This is a genomic window from Moritella sp. PE36 (genome assembly GCF_000170855.1).
Classification (GTDB): Bacteria; Pseudomonadota; Gammaproteobacteria; order Enterobacterales; family Moritellaceae; genus Moritella.
The window spans coordinates 19,559-44,314 of record NZ_ABCQ01000038.1 but is presented as its reverse complement, the minus strand read 5'-3'; the positions used below and the strand labels follow the sequence as shown (position 1 = coordinate 44,314).

General features: G+C 41.4%; 21 protein-coding genes. 2 read left to right on the top strand and 19 right to left on the bottom strand.

Annotated elements, in window-relative coordinates; all coding sequences use genetic code 11:
- From PE36_RS17290 to PE36_RS17200, 19 genes are all read right to left on the bottom strand, one after another.
- Window positions 1-575 (bottom strand): rod shape-determining protein (locus PE36_RS17290; RefSeq protein ID WP_006033353.1); only part of this gene is annotated, 575 nt, incomplete at its 3' end.
- Between the two features lie 100 nt (window positions 576-675).
- Window positions 676-3,921, bottom strand: coding sequence for a DUF6701 domain-containing protein (locus PE36_RS17285; protein ID WP_198138630.1), 3,246 nt, complete (start codon window positions 3,919-3,921; stop codon window positions 676-678).
- Between the two features lie 187 nt (window positions 3,922-4,108).
- Window positions 4,109-4,540 (bottom strand): PilX N-terminal domain-containing pilus assembly protein, encoded by a 432-nt coding sequence (locus tag PE36_RS17280; protein ID WP_006033351.1) that lies wholly within the window; start codon window positions 4,538-4,540, stop codon window positions 4,109-4,111.
- Complete coding sequence (locus tag PE36_RS17275; protein WP_006033350.1) at window positions 4,530-5,336, bottom strand: type II secretion system protein; 807 nt, start codon at window positions 5,334-5,336, stop codon at window positions 4,530-4,532. The genes PE36_RS17280 and PE36_RS17275 overlap by 11 nt, the downstream gene beginning before the upstream one ends.
- Window positions 5,336-5,893 carry a prepilin-type N-terminal cleavage/methylation domain-containing protein gene (locus PE36_RS17270; RefSeq protein ID WP_006033349.1) on the bottom strand — a complete coding sequence of 186 codons (558 nt, stop codon included), beginning with the start codon at window positions 5,891-5,893 and terminating at the stop codon, window positions 5,336-5,338. The genes PE36_RS17275 and PE36_RS17270 overlap by 1 nt, the downstream gene beginning before the upstream one ends.
- A complete protein-coding gene (locus tag PE36_RS17265; RefSeq protein WP_006033348.1) occupies window positions 5,883-6,413 on the bottom strand; it encodes a prepilin-type N-terminal cleavage/methylation domain-containing protein in 531 nt (176 codons plus the stop codon). Before PE36_RS17265 ends, PE36_RS17270 begins: the two co-directional genes overlap by 11 nt.
- Window positions 6,414-6,616: 203 nt before the next feature.
- Window positions 6,617-7,057 (bottom strand): type II secretion system protein, encoded by a 441-nt coding sequence (locus PE36_RS24910; protein ID WP_006033346.1) that lies wholly within the window; start codon window positions 7,055-7,057, stop codon window positions 6,617-6,619.
- A gap of 260 nt (window positions 7,058-7,317) precedes the next feature.
- Window positions 7,318-8,535, bottom strand: a complete 1,218-nt coding sequence (locus tag PE36_RS17255) for a type II secretion system F family protein (RefSeq protein ID WP_006033345.1) — start codon at window positions 8,533-8,535, stop codon at window positions 7,318-7,320.
- Between the two features lie 22 nt (window positions 8,536-8,557).
- On the bottom strand, window positions 8,558-10,462 hold the full coding sequence (locus tag PE36_RS17250) for a GspE/PulE family protein (protein WP_006033344.1): 1,905 nt from the start codon (window positions 10,460-10,462) through the stop codon (window positions 8,558-8,560).
- Complete coding sequence (locus PE36_RS17245; protein WP_006033343.1) at window positions 10,462-11,703, bottom strand: lipopolysaccharide assembly protein LapB; 1,242 nt, start codon at window positions 11,701-11,703, stop codon at window positions 10,462-10,464. The genes PE36_RS17250 and PE36_RS17245 overlap by 1 nt, the downstream gene beginning before the upstream one ends.
- Window positions 11,700-12,596 carry an ExeA family protein gene (locus PE36_RS17240; RefSeq protein WP_006033342.1) on the bottom strand — a complete coding sequence of 299 codons (897 nt, stop codon included), beginning with the start codon at window positions 12,594-12,596 and terminating at the stop codon, window positions 11,700-11,702. The genes PE36_RS17245 and PE36_RS17240 overlap by 4 nt, the downstream gene beginning before the upstream one ends.
- Complete coding sequence (gene mshL / locus PE36_RS17235; protein WP_006033341.1) at window positions 12,596-14,194, bottom strand: pilus (MSHA type) biogenesis protein MshL; 1,599 nt, start codon at window positions 14,192-14,194, stop codon at window positions 12,596-12,598. Before mshL ends, PE36_RS17240 begins: the two co-directional genes overlap by 1 nt.
- Window positions 14,195-14,209: 15 nt before the next feature.
- Window positions 14,210-14,554: a hypothetical protein gene (locus tag PE36_RS17230; RefSeq protein ID WP_006033340.1), complete on the bottom strand. Its 345-nt coding sequence runs from the start codon at window positions 14,552-14,554 to the stop codon at window positions 14,210-14,212.
- Window positions 14,547-15,332, bottom strand: coding sequence for a hypothetical protein (locus tag PE36_RS17225; RefSeq protein ID WP_006033339.1), 786 nt, complete (start codon window positions 15,330-15,332; stop codon window positions 14,547-14,549). Before PE36_RS17225 ends, PE36_RS17230 begins: the two co-directional genes overlap by 8 nt.
- A complete protein-coding gene (locus PE36_RS17220; protein WP_006033338.1) occupies window positions 15,329-15,928 on the bottom strand; it encodes a hypothetical protein in 600 nt (199 codons plus the stop codon). The genes PE36_RS17225 and PE36_RS17220 overlap by 4 nt, the downstream gene beginning before the upstream one ends.
- The gene (gene pilM / locus PE36_RS17215; RefSeq protein ID WP_006033337.1) at window positions 15,928-16,821 is read right to left on the bottom strand and encodes a pilus assembly protein PilM; all 894 of its coding nucleotides are present in this window, start codon (window positions 16,819-16,821) and stop codon (window positions 15,928-15,930) included. Before pilM ends, PE36_RS17220 begins: the two co-directional genes overlap by 1 nt.
- A 150-nt stretch (window positions 16,822-16,971) precedes the next feature.
- The gene (locus PE36_RS17210) at window positions 16,972-18,888 is read right to left on the bottom strand and encodes an EAL domain-containing protein (RefSeq protein WP_006033336.1); all 1,917 of its coding nucleotides are present in this window, start codon (window positions 18,886-18,888) and stop codon (window positions 16,972-16,974) included.
- Window positions 18,889-19,182: 294 nt separating this feature from the next.
- Window positions 19,183-19,836, bottom strand: a complete 654-nt coding sequence (gene ssb, locus PE36_RS17205; RefSeq protein ID WP_006033335.1) for a single-stranded DNA-binding protein — start codon at window positions 19,834-19,836, stop codon at window positions 19,183-19,185.
- A gap of 1 nt (window position 19,837) precedes the next feature.
- Window positions 19,838-21,211: an MFS transporter gene (locus PE36_RS17200; protein ID WP_006033334.1), complete on the bottom strand. Its 1,374-nt coding sequence runs from the start codon at window positions 21,209-21,211 to the stop codon at window positions 19,838-19,840.
- Window positions 21,212-21,723: 512 nt separating this feature from the next.
- Between PE36_RS17200 and PE36_RS17195 the strand changes: the two genes are divergently transcribed.
- Entirely contained in the window at window positions 21,724-22,362 is a 639-nt protein-coding gene (locus tag PE36_RS17195; RefSeq protein ID WP_043994699.1) for a LuxR C-terminal-related transcriptional regulator, read from the top strand.
- A gap of 202 nt (window positions 22,363-22,564) precedes the next feature.
- On the top strand, window positions 22,565-24,742 hold the full coding sequence (locus PE36_RS17190) for a polysaccharide biosynthesis tyrosine autokinase (protein ID WP_083798023.1): 2,178 nt from the start codon (window positions 22,565-22,567) through the stop codon (window positions 24,740-24,742).
- Window positions 24,743-24,756: the final 14 nt, after the last annotated feature.

The following is a 24,756-nucleotide window of genomic DNA, read 5'->3' as shown; positions in this document are numbered from 1 at the left end:
TTATCACCGCCAATACGTACCGATGAAGAATAAACCACACCGTTTAGTGAGATGATCGCAACTTCGGTGGTACCACCGCCTATATCAACAACCATAGAACCCGTTGCTTCAGAAACAGGTAAACCAGCACCGATTGCTGCCGCCATCGGCTCATCAATCAAAAATACTTCACGTGCGCCCGCACCTTGTGCAGATTCACGGATAGCACGACGTTCGACTTGTGTTGAACCACAAGGCACACATACCAGAACACGTGGGCTTGGACGGAAAAAATTATTGTCATGCACTTGTTTAATAAAGTGTTGTAACATTTTTTCAGTCACGTAAAAGTCGGCAATTACACCATCTTTCATTGGGCGAATAGCGGCGATATTACCGGGAGTACGACCCAACATTTGCTTAGCCGCCGTACCTACTGCTGCAACACTCTTATTTGCACCACGCTCTTGGCGGATGGCAACAACAGAAGGCTCGTCAAGTACAATACCTTGACCTTTAACATAAATGAGTGTGTTTGCGGTTCCCAAGTCGATTGATAAATCGCTAGAGAATAGGCCTCTTAACTTCTTAAACATGGTTATGGGCATTCCTATTAGTAAAATATTGCAGGATCGGTTAACTTTACCAATGCGCAAAGAATGAGGCAAGTTTATCAGACTTTATGACTGACAAACATTAATTTAATCGCCGACGGTAAATAACGCGATCATTGCCATAGAAAAAGCCGAAAGTAATAATAGCGGTGGGGGTTTTAGTGCTTGCTGACCAATCATACTGTAACCAAGGCGGTGTATTTATATATTCTAAAATAGCCTCGCCAGGATTTACCGAAGAAATCATCAGCTCTTGGCTCTCCCCATACCTAAATTGACCACTACCACTCAGATTAATGCCCAATGTACTGCCTTTAATCTTCGCTTCAGCACCAGTAGCAACAAAACTTGTCAAACTATCATCAGGATTAATAATAAACTGCTGTCCATCATAATATTCTAATTGCATAACAACAGGTAATTTATCATTAATTGGGCCATAACCGTCATTAATATTCCAACGGCCATAACGTAGTTCGCTAGCCAGTGCAGACAAGCGCTTGGCTGTATTCACATTCGTCGGCATATCTTTGTCTTCAAGCTCAACACCATCAAGATCTGATATCGCAATGCCAAAAAATGTATTGAGTATGGGGCCATCTTCACCACTCACTAAGCGGGTAAACAAACCGTCATCGCCAACGCCATAAGTACTATCTACATCGCACAGCCCAGGCTGATAAACGCCATAACACCACCCGCCCCCAAAATTTTGTAAACGAGAAGATAAGTCCAGTCCGTCTGAGTCCGCAGTAAAGGTGACAGTAGCTTTATCTTTATCGTAATTTTGAGTCACTAAACCAAGTGCATTTTGCGCCTCAAGGCGATAGTCAAATACTAACTCCGGTTGGTCCATATAAGTAAATACAGCGCCAGAAACAGGCTCATCGGATAATGTCCAAGCCATCTCCCAAGCAGTACCAACACCCGGTTCATATTGATTCGATCCTTCGGTCCATATTGTACACCATTGGGAATGGTCCCATTCTTCTCTACATTCATAAATATTACCATCGTCGTTCTGTAGTACTTTTGTTCCCGCAATATAATTGGCGAGTTGATCAGGAAAGACATAATCATAACCACTTGCAGAAGCATTATTACTGCCAACATAGTTATCCACTTTCGATGATGTTAATTTAAAGTGTGATGGAATAAAACGCCCTATAGCTTGCCCTGCTGCCTCTGCATCATCATTTTCATCAACAGAGAACGACATGCCATAATAACCATCATCCATCACATTAACTTGAATCGCGCCAGCTTCATCATAGTGCGCTTGGCTATACCAAGAAACACCACTCTTAAACGGTTCAAGCTGAGCAGTAACCCATTCACCACTCGTCTGGACTATGCCTAAGTTACCTTTAGCATAAGTAAAACTTCCATCCACTCCCGTGAGTTGAGGTATTAAGCGCGTTAATTTAAATTTTATACGCGTACCACTATCAGGCTGATAGTTAGTCGTTGTCATACCATCGATATTCACCGCACTAACACTGAAGTTAAAATTTTCCCCAGCTTTATGGATATTAATGAAGTCATCGCTTGCAGTCTTTGCCGTTAAATCCGCTGCTGTTGTTTTATTTTCTGCATTGATTTGAAATTGATAAGGTCTTACAGCAAACTGATTACTCGCGCCTTTAATGGTTAAGCCACTTAAATGGTGAGTATCATCATCGATGGTATAACTGGCAATAAGATTGATCTTACCCGCGTCTTGATATAATGCGTTATCAATTTGGGTACCGTTTCGCGTGAATTTAAGATCAACAGGTGCATATGCAACACTTTGACTAGCGTTATTTTTACCTAATGTAATGGTATTCGCGAGGAAATCTAACGCTGAACAAGACCCCGGCTCTTTACACTGAATACCCAAATTGACAGGGATGACTTCATTATTTTTAAAGATGTTTTTACACTGACCTCTATCATTATAAAAAGCCTCTAATTTAACGGGCTTAGAAAAACGCTTACCAGCTACTTGATTGCCAATATCATTACTGCCATCGTCATTATCATTATCATAACTAAAGAAAAAACCGGCATCGGCAAAGTTGATATCGCAGTTACTGTCATCACTTGGAGCGCCATTACAGTAATAGGCTTTATTAATACCCGATAATGACAGCGCTAAATCATCCGCACTTAAATACCCTAAATCAACATTCGTCGTCCCAACAAAACGGCCCGTGGATTGACGTATTACATCATTACTATTTTTAGCCTTTGCCACTAAAGTCGCCATTGTTGAACTTGTCGCTTCCACACAGGTATCACCCGTTTGATAACGATTAATACACGCTTGCACGGTAACGATAGCGGGCTCACAAGTTAAAGCGCGGTCGCTATAAGTTAAGCGGTAATGGTTAATATTAACATTGCTATCGGGGCCCATTGTAAGGACGATATCATCCCAAGAAATGTCATCTGCATCACCATCATCCTCGACTTCAATTTCCAACTCATATTCCACGCCCGGTAATAACGTTTTATTCAATCGCCAGACAAAGTTACCCGAGCTAGAATCCGTATTCATATAGGTCGTTTGCTTGCTAAAGTTATCACCAGAAAGGGTCAGCTTGACATAATCACGGTTGGGAATAAGGTCCCGATAATTATATAGTGTGATCGATTTTAAGTTGGTGCGACGAGGCGGGGTAAACTCATATTCGACTTCATCACCTTCGTGATGATCTGGGTACCAACGTCCGCCATAACCATCATTTTGACGCTCATTTGAATCACCAATATGACGGCGTTGTAAAAAGGTAATACTGTTTGAGGTTTGCGGAGTGATTAGCTGAATATCAGAAAAAGAAAAATCTTCATAATCCCAGTTTTTACCGCAACGATTAGACCAACCTTTTGGTTTGCCCCCACGATTAAAACATTGCCCAACAACAACCAATTTATAGTCACCAGCAGGTAAACGAGTATTGAGTAATTGACTACTTGAATATAAATAAGAGGTAGAGCGGGTATTAACCATCACCTGATCACGACTATTCCAGATAACAAAATACAACGAAGCGTTTATCGACTTTGCATTATTTAGGCGAATTTGCGTTAAATTAATGTCTTTACTGAGATGAAAATTGATTGCGTTCGATGCTTGAGGCTCCTCCAACTTATCATTTGTTCTGGAGTCTTTCGCGGTTAACAAATAGCGGGGATGAATACGCTTGGTATCATTATCGCCGACTTTCATACTGCCTGTTAATAACACATCAGCACCAGCTGAAAACGCTACAAATAAACAGAGTGACAATGCAAAGCATTGGTACGTGAAAGTATTAAATCTAAAATCGTTCGTGAAATGCACAATTAAAACCCATAAAAACACCAGCCGTTATTATAATATATTATTGACGATACATTAATAATAACAATGGTACTTATACAAACCTTTACAAATACATATAACCTCGAATCTGCTCCAATACTGCTAGCTTGCGTGTAACCTCTAATTTAAACGACGCGGTAGATAGTCTGTCATGACCTGAATAACGTCATAATTTAACCTCTGCTTCAACTTTATGTTCAGCAACAATTTTTCCACCATCGCAAGTACCCGTAGAGATTAAATAATATTGCTCACTGCCATCAGGTAAGTTAATCGTTTGACATGTAACACTCACTCTACAATTTTCCAATCCAGTTTCACCATCAATAGCAAAGGGCGTTATAGGCGGGGGAACTGGGAATATGTTACACGCCAAAGTACCATTCAACACCCGATAAATCCCATATTCCATACCACTATCAGCAGCAAAATAAGCTTTCGCGCTATACACTTCATTAGCAACACCGTCAGCAGTCGAACTCAAAATACGACTTAATGACGCTGCTAATAACGAAATAACAACGATGATAAATACCGCAATGACCAGCATACTGCCCTGTTGTTGCTGATAGCTGCTAGCGCAATGATTACGGGACATTAGTCATTACCACCTGATGTTCAAATTTGATTTCACTGCCATCCCGCAGTAAAAACCCGAAGCTTAACTCCAAAATAGCATTACTAAACTGCGTCGCGGTCGTTAATGTCATGCTGCTATTAGTACTTAAATTATCCACCATCAAGACAGAGAGAGGATAAACAGAGTCAGTTAAGGATGCTTCACTGCGTGACAACTCCATAGCATCACCGCTAGAGCGTAAACAATATTGCACTTTATTTTCAGCAATAAAATAGCGTGATACCGCAGAGTCTCGGTCTAGTGGTTCATCTAGATCCAGAGTCGCTTGTGAACCCGACGCTGTATAAGTACTAATTGTCGCTATACTATCGCTCGCATTTTCAGTCGTAATGTAGAAATCGTCAGCATTCGTGGTTAACACACTGATACGCAGACCTATAAACGTAGTTACCGCACGGCTGCCAGAGCGAGTCATGGGATCCATTATCAACTCAATTGAGCTTTGCCCTCCGACATTATTAATGTACTGGCCTGCAGCCGTGAACGGCACAAATTGAATGCACATTTGCCCCGGAATATTAGACACAGCAGTGACACTAAATGCAATTGCAGAATCCAGCTCTTTACTCATCCGATTCAGCACAAAACGGGCATCATTTAGACGTTCATTCTGATTGACCGACGTTTGATAAAGAATCACGTTATCACTGATAAAACGGCTACTAAAAGTGCCGACAACGCCTAATAAGATAATCACCATAACAAGTTCAACTAAGGTGAAACCGAGCTGTTTGTGTTTAATCGCTCTAGGCATCAATAGTTCCCCTTAAATGAAGTCAGCGTGATAGCTTCATTATTAGGCATGAATATTGTCACTGAGATCCGTTTAGCGACATGGTTTTCACCACTGCTACCACCAAACTTATCTGCTGCCAGCGAGGCACAAATTCTAACGCCATAACCTGGATACTCACTAGTGAAAAGACCTAACGCCACTTTGGGATCATAACCCGTTTGGTCGTCACAATAAATATGATAATCATCAACGTCATTAAAACCATTTGGGCTAGCTTTAGTCTCGACAACATCTAACCCTAAGCTAGCGCTGCACGAAACGGTCACACTACCGGCAATAACTTGGCCACAACGGATAGAACCATTGGCACGGGCGTTAACATCATCATAATAACGAATAAGCACTTGGTTCATGATGCTCTTACCTAAGGCCGTGGCTTTTATCTGATACATGGGCCCAGTCATCTTATTAGCCTGCGGTAGAAATATGCTGGTGACAATGGTCATCGCCACAGCAAGTACAACGATGCCAACCACTATCTCGATTAAGGTGAAACCACGTTGTCTATAATTCATGGATGTAACCTTGAGGTTCGATGCGGATTGTTAATGGTTGATCGCCGATGATACTGATATTACAGCCTGATGTGCAGTTACTAACAATACCCCATGAATCAAATTCAAGCGTTGTAGTACTTATGTTTACAGTCCCACTAACCGAGAAACTGACATTGGCGCTATTTGCTTCTGTAACACTCATGCCTAATTGATTAGCAGAAAAACTAGTTGGTAAACTTGTGCCACAATTTGTTGGAATACCAAATCGCTCAGTTGTGATGACAACTCGATTACACGCATAGGCATTACCCGTTAAAGGGTCGCGAGGGTTACCAGCAAGAGAAGCTCGACAATCAAGATCACAACTCATCGCTTGCTGCTGCACCGTTTTTAATAATTGCAGTAGTTGATCACGATAAGTTTGGGCTTCAAAACTATTATTACCGATGAATTTAGGGAGCGCGGTCGCAGCCAGAATACCTAAAAGGATGATAACAATAACGAGTTCGATAAGGGTAAAGCCTGATTTTTTATGCATAGCGACCGTACTTGATGGCTTAAAAATGGTGGATACTAGGTATTAGCGTTTTCCCATATTGGATATTGATAATATTATAAAATTAAGTAAGTTGCATTAATAACAGGCATTAACCAATACGTTGCTGAAAATAAAAAGGCTTACCGAAGTAAGCCTTTTGCTCATTAAATAGATTAATACCCATTTAACAGTTAATCACGTTATTATGAGCAATTTCCACTTACGATTGTGTAACCTGCAGCGCTAGTTGCTGGCTGGCTATAAGTAACACAAGTATCACTTGAGCTTGAAGCTCCATTCCAGAATGTATAAGAAGTCCCAGAAGTCCCAGAATCGAAGCCACTTAATTCAACTGCACTTGCAATACCTGCTGACGTAGCAGCAGGATAACCCCAAATAACATTAACATCACCGCTAGATGTAGAAATACTATCTGATGCATTACTTTCAACACCATCAATAGCTGACTTAGAATAAACGATATTAGCAGCACTATGCAGCGCAGACTCAACACCTTTCATTGCCGCTTCTTTAGCATCATCTTGAAGATTAATAAACTTCGGCACTGCCGTTGCAGCTAAGATACCTAGAACAATAATTACGATCACTAATTCGATTAGTGTAAAACCTGCATTTCTTTTCATTTTAGCTCCAAAAGCATTTTTTGTATAAATTACATGAACATATAACCGGTAGAACATCCACCTAATTTACATTTATGCACGTCTTAGTATATTTTTCGATACTATGCCAAAAAAGTCACAGTTTCACTAGTTTTTTTTCATTAATGCCAATTAATCTCAACATTCTGCCCGCTTATAATTTTCTATATTACAACCAGCGTAATAATAAAGAATGTTATAAAGCATTAGCATCAGTATAATACCATGGTGGTAGTTTAAGGTTAACCTTGAACTACACCCATCATATCCCACATCGGCACAAAAATACCCAGTGCTAAAATTAATACCATGATGGCAACAATGCCGATCAATATTGGTTCGATCTTAGCGGTCAGTGATTGCAATTCATAATCCACTTCGCGTTCATAAAACTGCGCCGCTTCTAATAACAAATCATCCACTTGACCAGTTTCATCACCCACCGAGATCATTTGTAAAATAAGCGGGGTAAACATACCGCTTTCACTCGCCGTTATAGTCAGGCTTTTACCTTCTTCAATACCTGCTCGCATCCCTAAAATACGCACTTCCATCCAGGCATTATCCACGGTTGATGCCACCAGTGACAAACTGTTATTCAAGGGCACACCGCCCCTGAGCATCAATGAAAAGCTGCGCGCAAAACGGGATAACAAGGTTTTTTCAATCACAGGACCAACAATCGGAATGCGAATAGTAAACAGCCCCCAACGCAATTTGCCTTTATCAGTTTGAATATAATATTTAAAACCAATAACAGCGGCAATCACCGCAATAATTAATAAGTGCCAATAATTCACAAAAAAAGCCGATGAGGCTAATAATGTCCGTGTTGCCCACGGAAGTTCCACACCAAACTTATTAAACATATTAGCAAACGTCGGAATAACAAAAATATTCAAGATCACCATCGCGCCTGTAATAGCGATTAATACAAAAATAGGATAACGCACAGCACTGGCAATACGACGTCGAGTATCCATTTCTAATTCTAAATAATTGGCGATTTGTAAAAATGAATCATCTAAACGACCGGTATTCTCACCCACGCGCACAATGGAAACAAAAATAGAGGCAAATACATGCGGGTGTGCTGCCATGGATGCCGATAGTGTATTACCACTGTTTAAGCGAACAACCACATCATTAAGCACGTCTTTAAGCTTCGCATGTGAACTCGATTCTGATAAACCTTTGATCGCACGGATCATCGGAATACCTGCTCGTGTCAGTGAATACATCTGACGGGCAAAAATAACTAACTCGGCCAGCGGGATCTTCGGGGTCAGCAACTGGCTAAGATCAATGTTGTTACCGCTGCTGCTCACCACTTTAATGTCAGTAGGGGTAATACCTTTCGCCATTAACGATTGTACTAATGCATCTTGGTTCTGCGCTTCTTGTTTACCAGAAACAGCATTGCCTTGGCTATCGCGGCCTTTATACGTAAAATTTGGCATTGGCTAACCTTAATCGTCCTGTTTACTGACCACTGCGGTCCAGCGATCTAACCGCGTTGACCAAGCGTAAAATATTTTCAATATCAACATTATCGACTTTATCTAACTCCCTGACATGGGCGGCAATATTGGCACCTAAGGTATTAGAAACAGCGGGTTCACTCACGCTAACAGTTGCTGAATGATGGCTATCATTACTGATGTCGCTGTCATGATCATCAAGGGTCACTTCATCTGCCAGTTTTAATACTTCCTCAATAGAGGTCAAGCCTTGCTTAGCAAAATCCAGCGCTGATAATACTAATGGACGATAATGTTTACTCTTACGTGCTTCGACCTCAAATTCAGCCGCCGATTCACGTCGTAATGCATCACCCATCGCATCACTTATTTCCAATAACTCAAACACACCGATACGACCACGGTAGCCGCTATAGTTACAACTTTGACAACCAACGCTGCGATAGAACTGTTCATCACCTAACGGTGCTTTGGCTATTTTTTCTAAACAATAATGTTCACTGCTGGTCAGCGCATGGCTGCTTTTACATTGATTACATAATTTGCGCACTAAACGCTGAGCAACAACCGCCCGTAATGCCGCGCCAATTAAATAACCCGGTGCGCCCATATCCATTAACCGTAATGCACACGTGATCGCGTCGTTAGTATGCAGCGTCGATAACACCATGTGACCCGTTAATGCACCACGTAAACCAATTTCGACGGTTTCTTTGTCACGCATTTCGCCGACTAATAAAATATCCGGATCCTGACGTAAACACGTGCGTAAAATATGCGCGAAGTCTAAACCAATCTTAGGGTTGACCTGCACTTGACTGATCCGCGGCAAACGGTATTCCACCGGATCTTCCACGGTAATGATCTTTTTACCGGGTTCATTTAGCTCACTCAAGGCAGAATATAAGGTGGTGGTTTTACCACTACCGGTCGGGCCGGTTACCAATACCATGCCATGAGGACGGCGGATCAAACCACGTAAGCGTTTAATTAAGTCTGCAGGCATCCCGGTACTTTCTAACTGGAAAATACCGGAATCTTGATTCAGTAATCGCATGACCACAGATTCACCGTATTGCACCGGCATGGTCGACATACGTATATCAATCGATTGATTACGTACCTTTAAGTTAAAGCGGCCATCTTGCGGTAACCGTTTTTCAGAAATATCTAAACCGGCCATTAATTTTAACCGTAATACCAGCGCTGGTACGATAGCCACTTCATTCAATACATTTTCTTGCAGCACACCATCAACACGTAAACGAATACGCAGCGCGTTTTCATCGGGTTCAATATGAATATCCGAGGCGCCCACTTGCACCGCATCTTCAAACACCGAGTTAAGAAATTTAACCACGGTGGCTTCACTCGAGGCATCATCGACATCTCTAAAAATATCAAATTCTTGCGCCGGTCTATGCTCATCTTCTAACTGACCAGCAAACGCTTCAATGTCTTTGGTTCGACGGTATAAGCGATCATAGGCGGGTAATAATTCACTTTCTCTAACAATCGCAAATTCAAGTTGATACGCCGATAATACATTCGATATCGCTTCAACCGCGTTTAGATCAGCCGGATCACTTAACGCAATCGTCAGTACATCATGTTCGGCTTTTACCACTAATGCCCGGTGACGACGTGCGTGTACTTCCGGTAACTTCATCACGCTTTGCGGATCGATAGTCAGTGTGGCGATATTTAAAAATGGAATATCCAACTGTTGAGATAAAAAGTTCAGCAGTTGCTCTTCAGTAATAAAACCGAGATGCGTTAACGTGGCACCGAGTTTACGGCCACTACTGCGCTGTTCTTTTAACGCTAAACCGAGCTGCTCATCACTGATGATGCCTTCACCAACAAGTAAGTCACCCAGTCGTTGTTTTAATTTTAATTGCGCCATTACTGTTTCTCCAACTGGATAATTCGAGCATTGATATAATTACGTGATGATGCTGATAGCTGCCCCATGTTTTGTGCCGTGTGGTAAGCATTTAACGCTAACGTCACTTGCTTGGCTTTATCTGCGGAAATACCCAGCCCTAACCACCATTTGGCACGGTTAGGCTCGTGTTCGGTCAAGGTCTTATAAGCCATTAATGCGCTATCTAAATCATCAAGACTTTGTGCCAAGCCAGCGAGGAGCGCGTAATAATCAACATTACCGGCCACTTCCGGTCGGTGTGGCTTCAGGTAATAATAGGCTTGCTGTTTATTTTTATTCTTTAAATAAATACGCGCCAGCATTAACCGGAAATTCGTGTAGTCAGGCGATACACTCAAGCCTTCTTGCAACAAATTAACCGCAGATTGTGTTCGTTGCTCACCATATAAGATAGCGGCTAATGTTTCTCGCGATAAATTATGTTGCTTATCAAAGGCTAACACCTTAGAAAATAGTTGCTTAGCCCGTTCTTTATCACCCGCAAGTAAGGCACTATCCGCTTGCGTAGCATATAACTGCGCTTGCTGCAGAGGCGTTCGCGTTACCGCTTTAATTAATACGCTGTCTTCGACATGCTCTGACTCAGGCGTTGTCGCCTTAACGTGTTTAGCAACAGTTTGCGGTGCTGTAACGGCGACAGGTGTAATCGTTTTCGGCGTTACCTTTTCGACTCGAGCGACTACAACGTTTTTAACATGAGTCATTTTAGTTGCTGCTGAACCCGCTACTTTATTGGTGCTGCTGACCACTGCCGCCGAAGTTTCAGTTACTGGTGCGACAGCCAATTGAGCAACCACTTGTTTTGTCATTACAGGTTTCGCCACTATTGGCTTCATTACTCTCGGCTCAGCCATTGTCACTTTATCGTCATCCAGCTTAATGACCACTGGTTGTTCAACTAACTCTGCTGATATTATTTTAGCGATCAACGGCCCATTAACTTGGGTATTATTATCACGGCTTACAACTGGCACGACAATATTTTGTTGCACACTCACTTTTGCGGCACGACTTTGTTTTTGTACAAACAAATACCCTGCTAGCGCAGCAAAAATAACAATGGAAGAGATCAATACGATGACAAGTTTATTTTGACTTTTTGGCGCCGCCACAATCACCGCGCCACTCGATTCAACATCGGCTTGTTGCTGCTGTGTCCCTTTATCTAGGCCTTGCAGCATTTGATTAATAACACTCACAGTATTGATTCTCCAAACCACCAAATGACTAACATCATTTCAATCACTAAAATACCCGCCATTATCGGTAACCGGAGATTACGTGGCTGCATGGCACTCTCTGTATCTTGTATCGCGAGTTTCACTAAATTGGTATTAATATTCCGCACGTTTTCGCCATAACTTAACATTAAGCATTTATGCGCTAATATATTGATTAAACGTGGAATGCCGCCACTGGCCTGATGTAATAATCGCAATGCTTTTACTTCAAACAACGGTGCACCACGATAACCCGAGATCGTTAAACGATGTTCAACATAGCTCGAGGTTTCATTAGCGAGTAAAGGACGAAGTTGGTAAGAGAAAGTAATACGCTGACGTAACTGGCGTAAATTATCTTGCTGCAAGCGAGTGTCTAATTCGGGCTGACCAAATAACACCACCTGCAGCAGTTTTTTGCTTTCAGTCTCTAAATTACTAATTAAACGCAAAGCCTCTAATGTTTCATGTGGCAGCACCTGTGCTTCATCAATTAACAGCACAACTTGTTTATCTGCTGCTGATAATGCAATTAAATGATGATTTAAGGCTTCGGTTAACTGGTGCTGATCTAAACTTGCATCAATACTTAATTCACTGGCAATCGCCGCCCGTATTTCATTTGGCGTTAAATACGGATTCGGTAAATAAGCGATGACATAATTGTCGCCAAGCTCATTCAGCAATTTCCGGCAAATGAGTGTTTTACCCGTCCCTACCTCACCCGTGACTTTAATAAAACCTTCGCCAGCAGCAAGCGCTGTCGTCAACACTTGCAGCGCTTCAAAATGGGGCACTAACGGATGGTAAAATTGCGTGTTGGGGGTCAGACCGAACGGTACTTCGGTCAAACCAAAATGCGCTTTATACATTACTCTTGCTCATTTTTTGATTCAGTTGGATACCATTGCTCAAGTAATTCAGCTGATCGCTCTAGCTCAATACGCCAGGTATTTTGATCAACCACAATCGGTTTAATTAAAATGATTAATTCGGTTTTTTGTACTGATTGCGAACGATACGTAAAGAGTTCGCCTAACCAAGGAATATCGCCTAAGAAGGGTACTTTAGAAACCAGATCTTTATTCGCTGTTTTCATTAAACCGCCAATCACAATAATTTCACCGCTTTTCGCTTTTACCACGGTATCGGTTTCCCGCACATCGCTTTTCGCCAACGGTAATTCAATACCGGCAACAATTTTATTTGAGTCAGTGACCTCTATAATCGACGGATGAACGTGTAATAATACCCCGCCGTCGCTATCAATTTGCGGTGTAACATCGAGCGCGATACCAGAGAAAAATGGGGTTAACTCAACATCTTGCTCAATAGAATCATCGTCTGATGATGTTGATTTGGTACTGCTGTAACCCGTCACAAAGTATTCATCACTGCCGACTTTAATCACCGCCTTTTGATTATTCAGCGCAGTGACCCGTGGGCTAGAGAGGACGTTGACATCACCTTGGGTTTTTAACAAACTGATCGCCGCACTAAAGTCATTACCTGCCAGTGTGAACACCCCAGCACCAGACGCGAGGTCGGTAATATCAGTAATACTAAAATTGAACGATGAATCTGCGGCGACGTTGCTATTATTGACGTTCCAATCAATACCTTGCTTATAACCGTCATTTAACGTCACTTCCATGATTTTCACTTCAAGCAAGACTTGACGTTGTAAATGCTGCTCAGATTTAGCCAGAAAATCTTTGATCTTACGAATATCTTTTGGATAACCCTGTACTGTCACTAAACCGGCTTGTGGGCTGATGATCACCTGGGTCTCTTCTTGATTCGCCGTTAATGCTAATAAGGTATACTCTAATTCCGCCCAATAATCGGTATTAGTTTGCGTTGAAATTTCGGTGCCGGTACTGCTTGATGACGAACTTGATGAACTGTCATTATCTGAAGAACTGCTCGACGAACTATTATCGGTGAGATAACCCGAGCTAATCGAGCTGTTTGATAACCCATTACGCTTCATCAATAAATAATTCATCGGGATGATTTCGGTGCGAACGCCGGCACCATTAACACGGTAGGTATTACCTTGACGCTTAATATCATAACCATACATATCGGCAACCGCATCCATAGTTTCTGCAATCGTCACATCATTGAGCACCACCGTGATACGACCCGATACATCAGGGCTAACGGTTAAGTTATATTTAGTGCCTTTTAATAACGACCCAAAGAATTGACGCGCGGTGACTGATTTAGCCGAAATATCCATACGCGGCTCAATCATCGGACGGTTTAACGCATCATGACCATCAAATTCTGGTAACAATTCAGCATTCACATCATCAGGGACAGTCCAAGCTTGTTGTTGGGCATCAGCACGAGCAAGTTCTGCTTGAATGGATGCTTTGATCTCCACAGGCTCAAGTGAACTACGCGTTGTTTCGCAACCCGTTAAAAACATCCCTAAAATAATTGCAAGATACAACTTATTCATAATTAAATCTGAGCCTTAATGTTTAATTTTGCTGCCGAATAATGACAATCTAAATTCTTTATCGTTACGTATAAAATACACAAAATCGTCGGTAATGCGACGTACCTGAAAGCCCGATACCCAGCTGCCAGCGGCGACTTCTTTATCGTTCATAATGGCGATATGGCTATTATCTCGCACAAAAATAGCCTGTAAGCGGGGGATCTTCACCTTTGCTTTGTTTTGACTGCGTACAACGGGATCTGCCGCACCCCAAGGACCGGTTGGATCATCAAGTACATTGCCATTAATCACACCTTGACCTGCTTGCGCGATGCTTGCGCTTAATAGTATGAATATAGGCAGTAGTAGTTTAACCACGAATAAACTCCTTATTAATACTCAAGGTATAGATTTCCATTACCACTTCGGCAGTTGGATATTCTTGCATTTGATAATCAAATACTTTCCAATAAAATTTCTTCGGTAATTGCTCAATTGAATCGAGGTAGGCTTGAATATCAAAAAATGCGCCCGTCATAGTAATGCGTAAACCATGACGATAAAGCAGTACTTCAGCACCGCTCGAGTCGAGCATGGTATCAATATTGCTGGTCAGCGGTTGCTTGTTGGTAATTTCATCTGCATTGAGATCTTTACCTTTGCGACTCGTCAATTTCGGTTTAGCTTTACCTTGGTCTTTTGCTAATGCCTGCTTATTACTATTGCCCGTGATTATTGTTACCGGTAATGATTCAATAGCGATCAACTTCACCTTTTTTGCTCGACTTAATACATCACCAAGCACCAAGGCCATTTGATTGGAATTGATTAAATCCGCAGTCAGATCCGTTAATTTACCATTGGCTTTTTTAAGCGTATTTTCAGCACGTAAAATACGTAGTTTTATCACTTTATTCGGGTCTGTCGCCAATACACGCTGTAACTCAGCGAGAGTAAAGCCGTGTTGGCGTTGCTGTTGGCCTAAAGACGACAATTGTGATGTTAGTTGTTTATGACGAGCATAATTTGGTGCCAGCACAAAGCTATCAATAACATAAATAACCGATGCGACTAATGACACGACAATAAGGATACGCTCACGCATCGATAATTGTCTGAATTTATCATTAATCGTTAGCCAATGTTGCTTCATCATTTACTGGCCTCCGTGATCGCCTGATTCGTCAAGGTAAACACGATAATATCGTCCTCGTTACGGGTAATATTTAACTGGCTAAACTCTCGTCCTTGCAACGATTTAGCGGCCGAAAATTTACCAATCCAGCGTGGTATCGCATCATGATTTCGCGCAAGACCAGTCAACGTCATACTCTCACCCGCTAAACGAATTTGAGTGATGCGAATATCTTTATCTCGCTGTGCGGCCAGATCAGACATCAGAATTGCGAAACCACTAGTTTGCACCTGCGCCAATGCAGACAGTTGCACAAGTAACTCGTCACGATATTGTAAGCGGGTATTCAATAATGCTAATTGTTGAGCTAAGGCTGGATTTTGCACATGACGCGCAACCTTAGCAGATAATACGTCGACTTCACCAGCTAACTCACTCACCGCTTTTTTCGCCAGCGCCACTTTGTGCGTTAGCAAGCTATTTTCATTTTCAGACAGTATGGTCAATGTCAGCATCAGCAATAAAGAACCGGCAATAGCAACAATCGCCTGCGTTAAGGTAAGACGCTCTTTCTTTGGCCTAAACGCCTGAGTATATAAATTTACGCGAGTCTTCATCACAGTTTTTCCAACGCGCCGCCAATGGCAGGTAAAAATCCAGTATCGACATTATCAGCAATAAACGCATGCTTTAACGGCGTCACCGGAATGGTGAAGTTGAGTTGAAGGCGGGCAATTAACGGTGCTAAAATCGTACTCGGCAAGGCTAAGTTAATTTCTTTTACTTCAGGTAACTTTAATTGGCTAACAACAAAATCAGCTGAGCGTTGAATTTCTAAACTAAAATTATCTAATAGCGCGGTATCAAGTTGATCTTCCTGTAAATCACGTAATCGCGAAAAACCACGTAAGCGTCGTGAGAAATACAGCTGATTATCATGAATAATCGTCAAATTAATTTCTTGGTGATCCTGCTGAGCAATTAACATTTGGGTACTTTTTCGGTCATCATCAGCACTGGTATTAAATAGATTGGCTGTCGCTAATTCCTCAATGCCGATAGTTACCAGTTCGAGTTTTGCTTGCTGGATTGCTGTAACAATTAATTCAACCAAATTTTTCGGACAATAAACGAGATTAATTTTATTTTGATTCGGTACCGAAAAATAATCAAAGACGACTGTATCAATCGCTTCATTAATAAATTCTTTAGCAATGAAAGGTAATGAACTGGAAATTTCATCATCAGGCACATTTGGCTTATCAATTTGTAATAACTGATACAGTTGATTCGACAGCACCACATGGCAAGTTGCAGCCTGCAGATTATGTTTTGAAATCAGCTCACTGAGGGTTTTAATCAGTTCCGAAACATCATTAAACGCACTTGAGTCAAGTACTGCAATTGCCTCATTACCCGCTGATAAAGCACAAATATCAACGCGCTGTTTAGCGATAAAAACACCCAGTTTTGCTTGTGCCTTACGATTTTTTAACCAGGGTATACGCATAAAATTCTATTGCACCTAAATAAATGAATACTTACATTATAAATCACTTGATGGCCATCATACTTTAATCGGCTTTAAGTAGTAAGCAAAGTGTGAGGTTAGCACAATAACGACACTTTAAAATAATAAAATCATCTCCGTAAAGTCACTTTATGATTCTTCCAATACACTGACTTTATTACAAAAATAACCTTGGGCGCCATAAACACCCAGTTTATTGAGCGCATCCCATTCACCTTTCGACTCAACACCAACAGCGACCACAGTCGTGGCCAAGTTAACAGTGCCACCAAGAATACTTCGAATCGCTAATTGATTGATTTGGCGTTTATGTAAGTCACGTACCAAACTCGGGTGGATCTTAATAACGTCCACGTTTAATTTCTTAATATAAGAAGAATCAACCACATCCTGACCAACCATATCCACGGCGATGCAACAACCGAGTGCTTTTAGGTTTTTAGCCGGTTCTAATAACATCTCCAGATTACGATTAATTTGATATTCATGGATCTCAAAATACAATAATGAACGTAATGCCACGGGTAAGCGAATAATATCTAAGTACACAGCGCGCATAAAGCGCTTATCTAAATAACTCTGAATATCTAAGTTTATCCCGCAAGCAATAGGGTCACTAGTCTCTAAATTAGAAATTGCATGTTCCACAGTCAGACGGTCAATTCGTTTCAATACACCACACTTCTCTGCCATCGGCAAAAAGACCCCAGCATGGATCCATTCATTATTTTCATCTTGCAATCTTGGGTAAATTTCATGACCCAGTACCTTATTATCAGCCATGCTTAGAATTAATTGCTGCTCATAATGAAACGCGTTATTTTTAAAGGTTTGCTCAAACAAGCCACGCCATCTTACGGTACCTTTGGCATAGACAGGCGTCTGCTCATCTTGCTCATATAAAAACCAACCTGAACAGCCTTGTAACACCGCAATTTTTAATGCTTGATCAACGTTTTCTAATACCTCTTCTGCCTGTTCGCCATAATGATAGATAGCGACACCAGTATAAAACAACTCATCGCAATCGACCGGCGTTGATAAGCCCACTCTCGTTAGCAGTTTATACAACTGCTTCATCACAATTTCAGATTCCGAGCCGGTGATCCTGGGCAGCAAAATCATAAACTGATCACCGCGGTAGCGCGCCAGCACAGAGCCAGTAAAACGGTCGACAAATTTACTTAACAGTTCACTGACCGACTTCACCATTCCGTCGACACCTGCAACACCATGGTCATAATTTAATTGCGATAACTCATAGAGTTCAATCTTGATAACGGTACCCGCGATGACACCGGGATCAGATAGCATCGCTTCTAATTGATTTAAAAAGAAGTCACGATTACCAATACCAGTAGATGCGTCAACAAAAGCATTGGTACGCATATAAGAATCAAAACGACTACGCTCTTGCTTGGTATCTTCGAGATCGGCAATGAGTTTATCAAACGCTCGGCTAGTTGCTTTGGGCCACTCAGACTCAGAGCCCACCGCCACTTTAACGTGATCGCCATTAAGGATCTTATAACTGCGCATGGACAGTAATTCAGCCCCATACATGCCCTTTTTAAGCAGCCTAATTGCAATAACTAACCCGAACAAAGCAATGAGTAACCCCATACTTACACCGGTGAATAATTCCGGTGGGTATTCCATCGCATAATACGGCGAAAGCATGACAACTTTAGCCGTAAAATCACTGTTTGCTTGCAACTCAAAATGGTATTCTTTCAGGAAAGAAGTGACGGCAAAGGTATCTGGCGTTAGCGCCCTAAAGTCGTAACTGACGATGCCATTTTTTTCCACCGTAAGCTCTAATACCGAATGCGCACGTAATAATTCAGGTAGCCAGAATGCAAAGCGTGGTTCGCTATCTTCCATTGCCAACTGCTCATCCATCACATCAATCAATCGAGAGATATTTTGTTTTTGGGTTTCAATCGCCAGACCACGTAAACTAACGCCGCCGCCGAGCAGTACCACACCGACTGATGAGAGCACACAAAAAATAATAAAACCAATCAGTTTATTGGTAAATTTCATATATTCTTATACATCCCTATATCAGAATTTCATGATTAAAACACAAATTATGGTAACGGCAACAGAGTACCGATATAGTTAATTATTCTACTGTATTCTGCTGTTAATAACATATAAAAAACTAATATCATGTGGTCTTAACACAATAAAAAATACCAAAGCAGACACTAAGCATAGATAATTATCGATTACTCCAAAATCATCAAAAATAAAAAAACCCAGCAGTTACGCTGGGTTTAGGGATATTCATCTAGTTAAAGGTACTTATTATTACACTTTTAATAAATACGGGATCTAGAACGGAATATCATCATCAAAATCTGCAGACGGTTCGTTAAAACCTTGTTGCGGAGCTTGTTGCTGAGGTGCTGCAGCTGGAGTTTGCTGTTGTGGAGCATAACTTTGTTGCTGTGGCGCCTGTTGTGGTGCTTGCTGTGATGGTTGTTGTGGTTGTTGGTTATAACCACCCTGTTGTTGCGGTGCAGCAGCAGGCTGTTGTGGTTGACCCCAACCCGCATTTTGGTTCTGCTGTTGTGGCTGTTGGTTGCTATTACTATTGTAAGTACCACCAGCAGCAGGCTGTTGTTGACCGCCTTGACGCGAACCAATCATTTGCATTACGCCGTTAAAACCTTGTACTACTACTTCTGTAGTGTAACGGTCTTGGCCATTTTGATCTTGCCATTTACGTGTTTGTAATGCGCCTTCAATATACACCTGTGAACCTTTACGTAAGTATTCACCTGCAATTTCAGCTAATTTCCCGAATACTGCAACACGGTGCCACTCTGTTTTCTCACGCTGTTCGCCAGTTTGCTTATCACGCCATGATTCACTTGTCGCAATTGTTAGATTGGCAACCGCGCCACCATTTGGAAATGAGCGGATTTCAGGATCATTACCTAAATTACCAAGAATAATTACTTTATTTACGCCACGACTGGCCATGCTAGCTCCTGTGCTGTTCACGAACCAGGTTCAAAGCCTGGTCTATTTCAAAATCTTTGGTCGCTTTTAAATAAGCAACCTGCTCTTCTAATACTACTACAGCTTCATTAATACCGGAAAGCGATATTAGCTTTTCGGCTATTAATTCAGCTTCTCTTTGGTTTGCGATCGTCACTGCGATGGTATGCGCCTTCACTTGACCGACATTTTCTAAACCCAAAGAAATAACAAACCACACTATCATTACTGCAGCAATGATAAAAAATAAACCTTGTGAACCCAGTTGAGAATACAAACTACCGGCGATAATACCGCCACAAAATGCACCTGCAAATTGTGATGTAGAATAGATGCCCATTGCCGAGCCTTTTGCACCCGCCGGTGCCGACATCGAGATCATCGCAGGTAACGATGCTTCTAAAAAGTTAAAGGCGGTAAAATACAACACGATAGCAAGTGCAAATAACCACACACTACCACTTGCAAAACCCATCACGCACAGCGCAAGGCCCATTAATGCAATCGAGAATAAGAAAAATTGTTTATTCATTTTCTTTTTCGCCGCAATAATCAACATAGGCACCATCAGTACAAATGATAGCAGTAATGCCGGGAAATATACCCACCAGTGGTGCTCACCAACCAGTCCTGCCGCTTCTAATTCAAATGGCAGTGATACAAATACCGCCGTCAGGGTTAAGTGTAATAAAAAGATACCAACATCGAGACGCAATAATTGCGGATTACGCAACATGGCTCTTAATTTTTTGCTATTGGTACTCGCATCACCAGCAGGTGCTTTGGTTGTCGAGTTCGGTACAATATAATGCACCACCAACATACCAACAATCGCCAATGCTGCAGTGACAAAGAAAATACCTTTAAGGCCGATCCACTGTGCTAAAACTGGTCCAGCCACCAGCGAAAAAGCAAAGGACAGCCCGATACACATACCGATAACAGCCATCACTTTCGGACGTTGTTGCTCACGGGTTATATCCGCCGCTAACGCAAGAATTGCACTGGCAACAGCCCCCGTACCTTGGATTATACGTCCAAAAGCCACACCATAAACAGAATCAGCCATACCAGCAACGATACTGCCTACACAAAACAAACCTAAACCCGCAATAATAACCGGCTTACGACCGATACGGTCAGATAATTGTCCCATCGGTATTTGCAATATCGCTTGGGTTAACCCATAAGCACCAATGACGATACCGACCCAAAGTGGTGAATAACCAATTAAATCGCGTCCATAAATAGCAAAAACCGGCATGATCATAAATAAACCAAGCATTCTTAAGCCAAAGACCAATGCTAACGACACTGCTGTTTTTTGCTCTAATTTAGATAAAGCTACATTATCCATAATTAATCCATCAACCCCTTAATATTTACAGCGCCATGTTAACACGTCATTCCAGCTGACAATAAAATTTATTTAAAACAACCACAATGATGCTAGCCATGCTTTAGCATTAACAAAAAACAAAAATAACCGTAAAACACCAAGTTAATAATATCTAACGAAATAAAACGCCAATATAACCTGCTAACACAATGAAAACAAAAGTTTTACACCCGATTAAACCATCAATATAGCTAAAAGATAAAAGTATGAGTCGCGATAAAACTCAATGCCAACTTGACTCATTTATGCCACCCCGATATGTTAACTGAAGTTAACAACTGGTTAACATTAAGTTTCCAGCGAGGTTAACTTGCCGCCTCCACTAGGCGTTAATACTTTAGTACCAAGTTACATTGAACTTAGGTACTACATTTAACACTTTAATTAAGTCATTAGCTAAGTTTAATCGCTTTATAATGCAATTAAGCATAGATATGGATATCACCACACAAACTAAAGGATTTAGTCATATGTCGGATTACCCAAATGTAGTACTGCTGTCTCAGCCTAGTCTGCAAGTTGCCACGTTAGTCTCTTGCTTAAGAGCTAAACTCGATATACCGGTGCAACAGCTGCGTGAAGTAGCTGAGATTGAACGGATCTCGATTGATGACAACTTATTATTACTCGTTGATACAGATAATCTCAGTGCCACTTCGCAAGAACAACTGAAAAACAAATTAAAGCAATATCACGGTATGTTTCGGTTAGCATTGATTAATTTAAGTGATGATACCACGATGGAAAACATTTCCACTTGGCCATCGATATTCGGCGTGTTTAATAAGCGTGATGAACTCGATGTGGTGTGCAAAGGCATACAAAAGATCACTGAAGGTGAATTCTGGATGCCAAGACGCACGCTAAGCTCCTTGATCTCTATTTATCGTTCAACTAAAGCCGTTGATTTAGACCGAAAACCAGAGCTAACAACACGTGAACAAGAGATCTTACGCCAGCTAATGACGGGATCATCAAATTTAGAAATTGCCGATGCATTATATGTCAGTGAGCACACGATCAAGTCACATTTATATAATGTATTTAAAAAGATCAAAGTCAAAAATCGCCTGCAAGCAGTATCTTGGGCAAAAGAAAGTCTTATCTAAAAAAGCAGCTAAGCAAAAGTCCCTTAGACTAAACTTCTTAAAAACCATAGCCAATATGGTTTTTTTATCATTAAATTAAATAATTCTGTGACCGCTCCCACTTATGATGTTTCATTTTTGTTAAAATCATGGTACTTCTAATGCTAAGTAATGAGGACGTATGGATACGTGAACTTATCGCTCAGCATTCAAAGGATCTGAAGTGGGGCAAAAATTCGAGACGCACAGCGGACTCCAACAAGGAGGCCAAGGCCAAGACGAAATTGATCTGACGCACCTAGTTAATATAATTAGACGTTCTTTCTTGCGGATCTGTGTACTCACCACCCTGGTCGCCATTATTGCCGCCATGTTTATATCCGACCTGCCGCCGATTTATAAAGCCAGTACCGTTTTACAATTACAAATACAACAAGCTAAACCCATCGCCATCCAAGGTGTGTTGCAAAACGATATAAACAATAAAGACTACTTTCAAACTCAAATAGAGATCTTACGTTCCGATTTAATCACCGAAAAAGTCATTAGCAAATTAACGCTATCTCAGCATCCTTTTTACACCCAGCATAAACCGCGCAATAAATTCGCCGAAATATTGCATAACCTAAAAAACAGACTGTCACCAACAACAACGTCAGTACCGATCATTGACCCACAAGATTTTATTGGCCAAATAAAATCCGCAGTCCATATTAGCCTGATTAAAAACACCCCATTACTGACTATCAGTTATGAACATTACTCGGCAGATTTAGCGGCATTAATCGCCAATACTTATGCCGATGTATATATCCAGCATAATCGTAATTTTCGGGTGCAGCAGACGGTCACCGCGTCACTCTGGCTCAAAGATGGCGTACAGGTACTCAAAGATAATTTGAATCTAGCAGAAAGTAATCTGACCGATTTCCTGCAGCAAGAAAACTTAATTCATGACAGCGGTATTGATAATTTCACCACCACAGAGTTACAAAACCTCACCACCAAATTAAATACCATCAGAAGTGAGTTAATCAGCGCGCAAACCTTATACCGACAAATCAATCAAGCGCAAGATTTAGATTTACTCACCTCGACATCAATCAAAGCGTTATCGAATCAAGTCGTGATCGTCGAGTTAAGAAATGATTATACCCGCGCCAAAAATAATATAGCGCAACTATCGAAACGTTATGGCCCGCTTCACGATAAAATGATCCACGCCAATGCCCAACTCAGTGTCGCAGAAGATAATGCCCAAAAAGCGCTGCAGCAATTGGCGCTCGGTTTTAAAAAAAGCTTAACCTTGCTGGAACAAAATGAATCTGCGGTAATTGCTGCATTAGAAGCAAAAAAAGCCGATCACCGCACCCTGATAAAACAAAAAGCACGCTATACAGAGCTCAATCGCGAGTTAACGTCCAGTAACCAACTCTATAATATGTTTTTGATGCGGTTAAAAGAAACCAGTTTAACCAATGATCTTAATCTATCCACAGTCACCATCACCGACATAGCCAAAACGCCGCGTTCCCCTTTCAAACCCAAACGGGTATTGATATTAGTGTTAGTGATCCTGTTAACGCTAATGCTGCTAGTGGCACACGCGCTAATCACCGCATTATTTTTCGTCAACCAAGACAATCTGAAAAATTTATCTGTGCCATTATTAGGCTCACTGCCAAATTTAAAAATGATTGATAAAAAATTCCACCTAAAGTCTCCACAACAGTTATTCCTGACCAACAGCATGATTTTTGAAGCCACCCAAAGTTTACGTACGTCACTGCAGTTATCAGCGAGAACCAAAAAGCAGCAAATCATTATGCTCACCTCAAGCACCATAGCGGAAGGTAAAAGTACCTCGGCTATTTATCTCGCCATGGCATTAGCACAATCTCATAAAACCATTATTTTAGAAGCAGATATGAGGAAACCATCGGTAAGAAAAAAAATGGGGATCCCAAATACCCAAAAGGGATTGGTCGATATTTTGACCACAAGTGGTAATTTAAATAGCTATATCTGGCATGACCCACACTCAAAATTAGCCGTGCTTTGTGCCGGTGAATTAACCGATAGTCCGTCAAATTTACTTAGCTCAACACGCTTCGCCAGCTGCCTGGCCATTTTAAGAGCGCAATATGATTATATTATTATTGATTCACCACCAAGCCTGTTAGTCAGTGACGCATTCATTATTGGTCAACACTCTGATTTTAATATTTTAGTGACCCGTTCAAACAAATCTAAAATTGGCGATCTCAGCAATACTATCGAATTACTGGCAAAACATGGCGTCAGTACCGATGGCATTATATTAAATCAAGAATCATTAAAAAACGATAAACGCTATCAGTACCAGTATCAATATAAGAAGGAGACGGCACTGGCATCATAGTCGTGCTTAATCAC

Bases quoted from the DNA above. Each gene is read 5' to 3' on its own strand.
- PE36_RS17275 (WP_006033350.1), bottom strand. From the start codon at position 5,336: ATGCCTAGAGCGATTAAACACAAACAGCTCGGTTTCACCTTAGTTGAA.
- PE36_RS17280 (WP_006033351.1), bottom strand. From the start codon at position 4,540: ATGTCCCGTAATCATTGCGCTAGCAGCTATCAGCAACAACAGGGCAGT.
- PE36_RS17210 (WP_006033336.1), bottom strand. From the start codon at position 18,888: ATGAAATTTACCAATAAACTGATTGGTTTTATTATTTTTTGTGTGCTC.
- PE36_RS24910 (WP_006033346.1), bottom strand. From the start codon at position 7,057: ATGAAAAGAAATGCAGGTTTTACACTAATCGAATTAGTGATCGTAATT.
- PE36_RS17200 (WP_006033334.1), bottom strand. From the start codon at position 21,211: ATGGATAATGTAGCTTTATCTAAATTAGAGCAAAAAACAGCAGTGTCG.
- PE36_RS17255 (WP_006033345.1), bottom strand. From the start codon at position 8,535: ATGCCAAATTTTACGTATAAAGGCCGCGATAGCCAAGGCAATGCTGTT.
- ssb (WP_006033335.1), bottom strand. From the start codon at position 19,836: ATGGCCAGTCGTGGCGTAAATAAAGTAATTATTCTTGGTAATTTAGGT.
- pilM (WP_006033337.1), bottom strand. From the start codon at position 16,821: ATGCGTATACCCTGGTTAAAAAATCGTAAGGCACAAGCAAAACTGGGT.
- PE36_RS17225 (WP_006033339.1), bottom strand. From the start codon at position 15,332: ATGATGAAGCAACATTGGCTAACGATTAATGATAAATTCAGACAATTA.
- mshL (WP_006033341.1), bottom strand. From the start codon at position 14,194: ATGAATAAGTTGTATCTTGCAATTATTTTAGGGATGTTTTTAACGGGT.
- PE36_RS17220 (WP_006033338.1), bottom strand. From the start codon at position 15,928: ATGAAGACTCGCGTAAATTTATATACTCAGGCGTTTAGGCCAAAGAAA.
- PE36_RS17250 (WP_006033344.1), bottom strand. From the start codon at position 10,462: ATGGCGCAATTAAAATTAAAACAACGACTGGGTGACTTACTTGTTGGT.
- PE36_RS17240 (WP_006033342.1), bottom strand. From the start codon at position 12,596: ATGTATAAAGCGCATTTTGGTTTGACCGAAGTACCGTTCGGTCTGACC.
- PE36_RS17265 (WP_006033348.1), bottom strand. From the start codon at position 6,413: ATGCATAAAAAATCAGGCTTTACCCTTATCGAACTCGTTATTGTTATC.
- PE36_RS17195 (WP_043994699.1), top strand. From the start codon at position 21,724: ATGTCGGATTACCCAAATGTAGTACTGCTGTCTCAGCCTAGTCTGCAA.
- PE36_RS17270 (WP_006033349.1), bottom strand. From the start codon at position 5,893: ATGAATTATAGACAACGTGGTTTCACCTTAATCGAGATAGTGGTTGGC.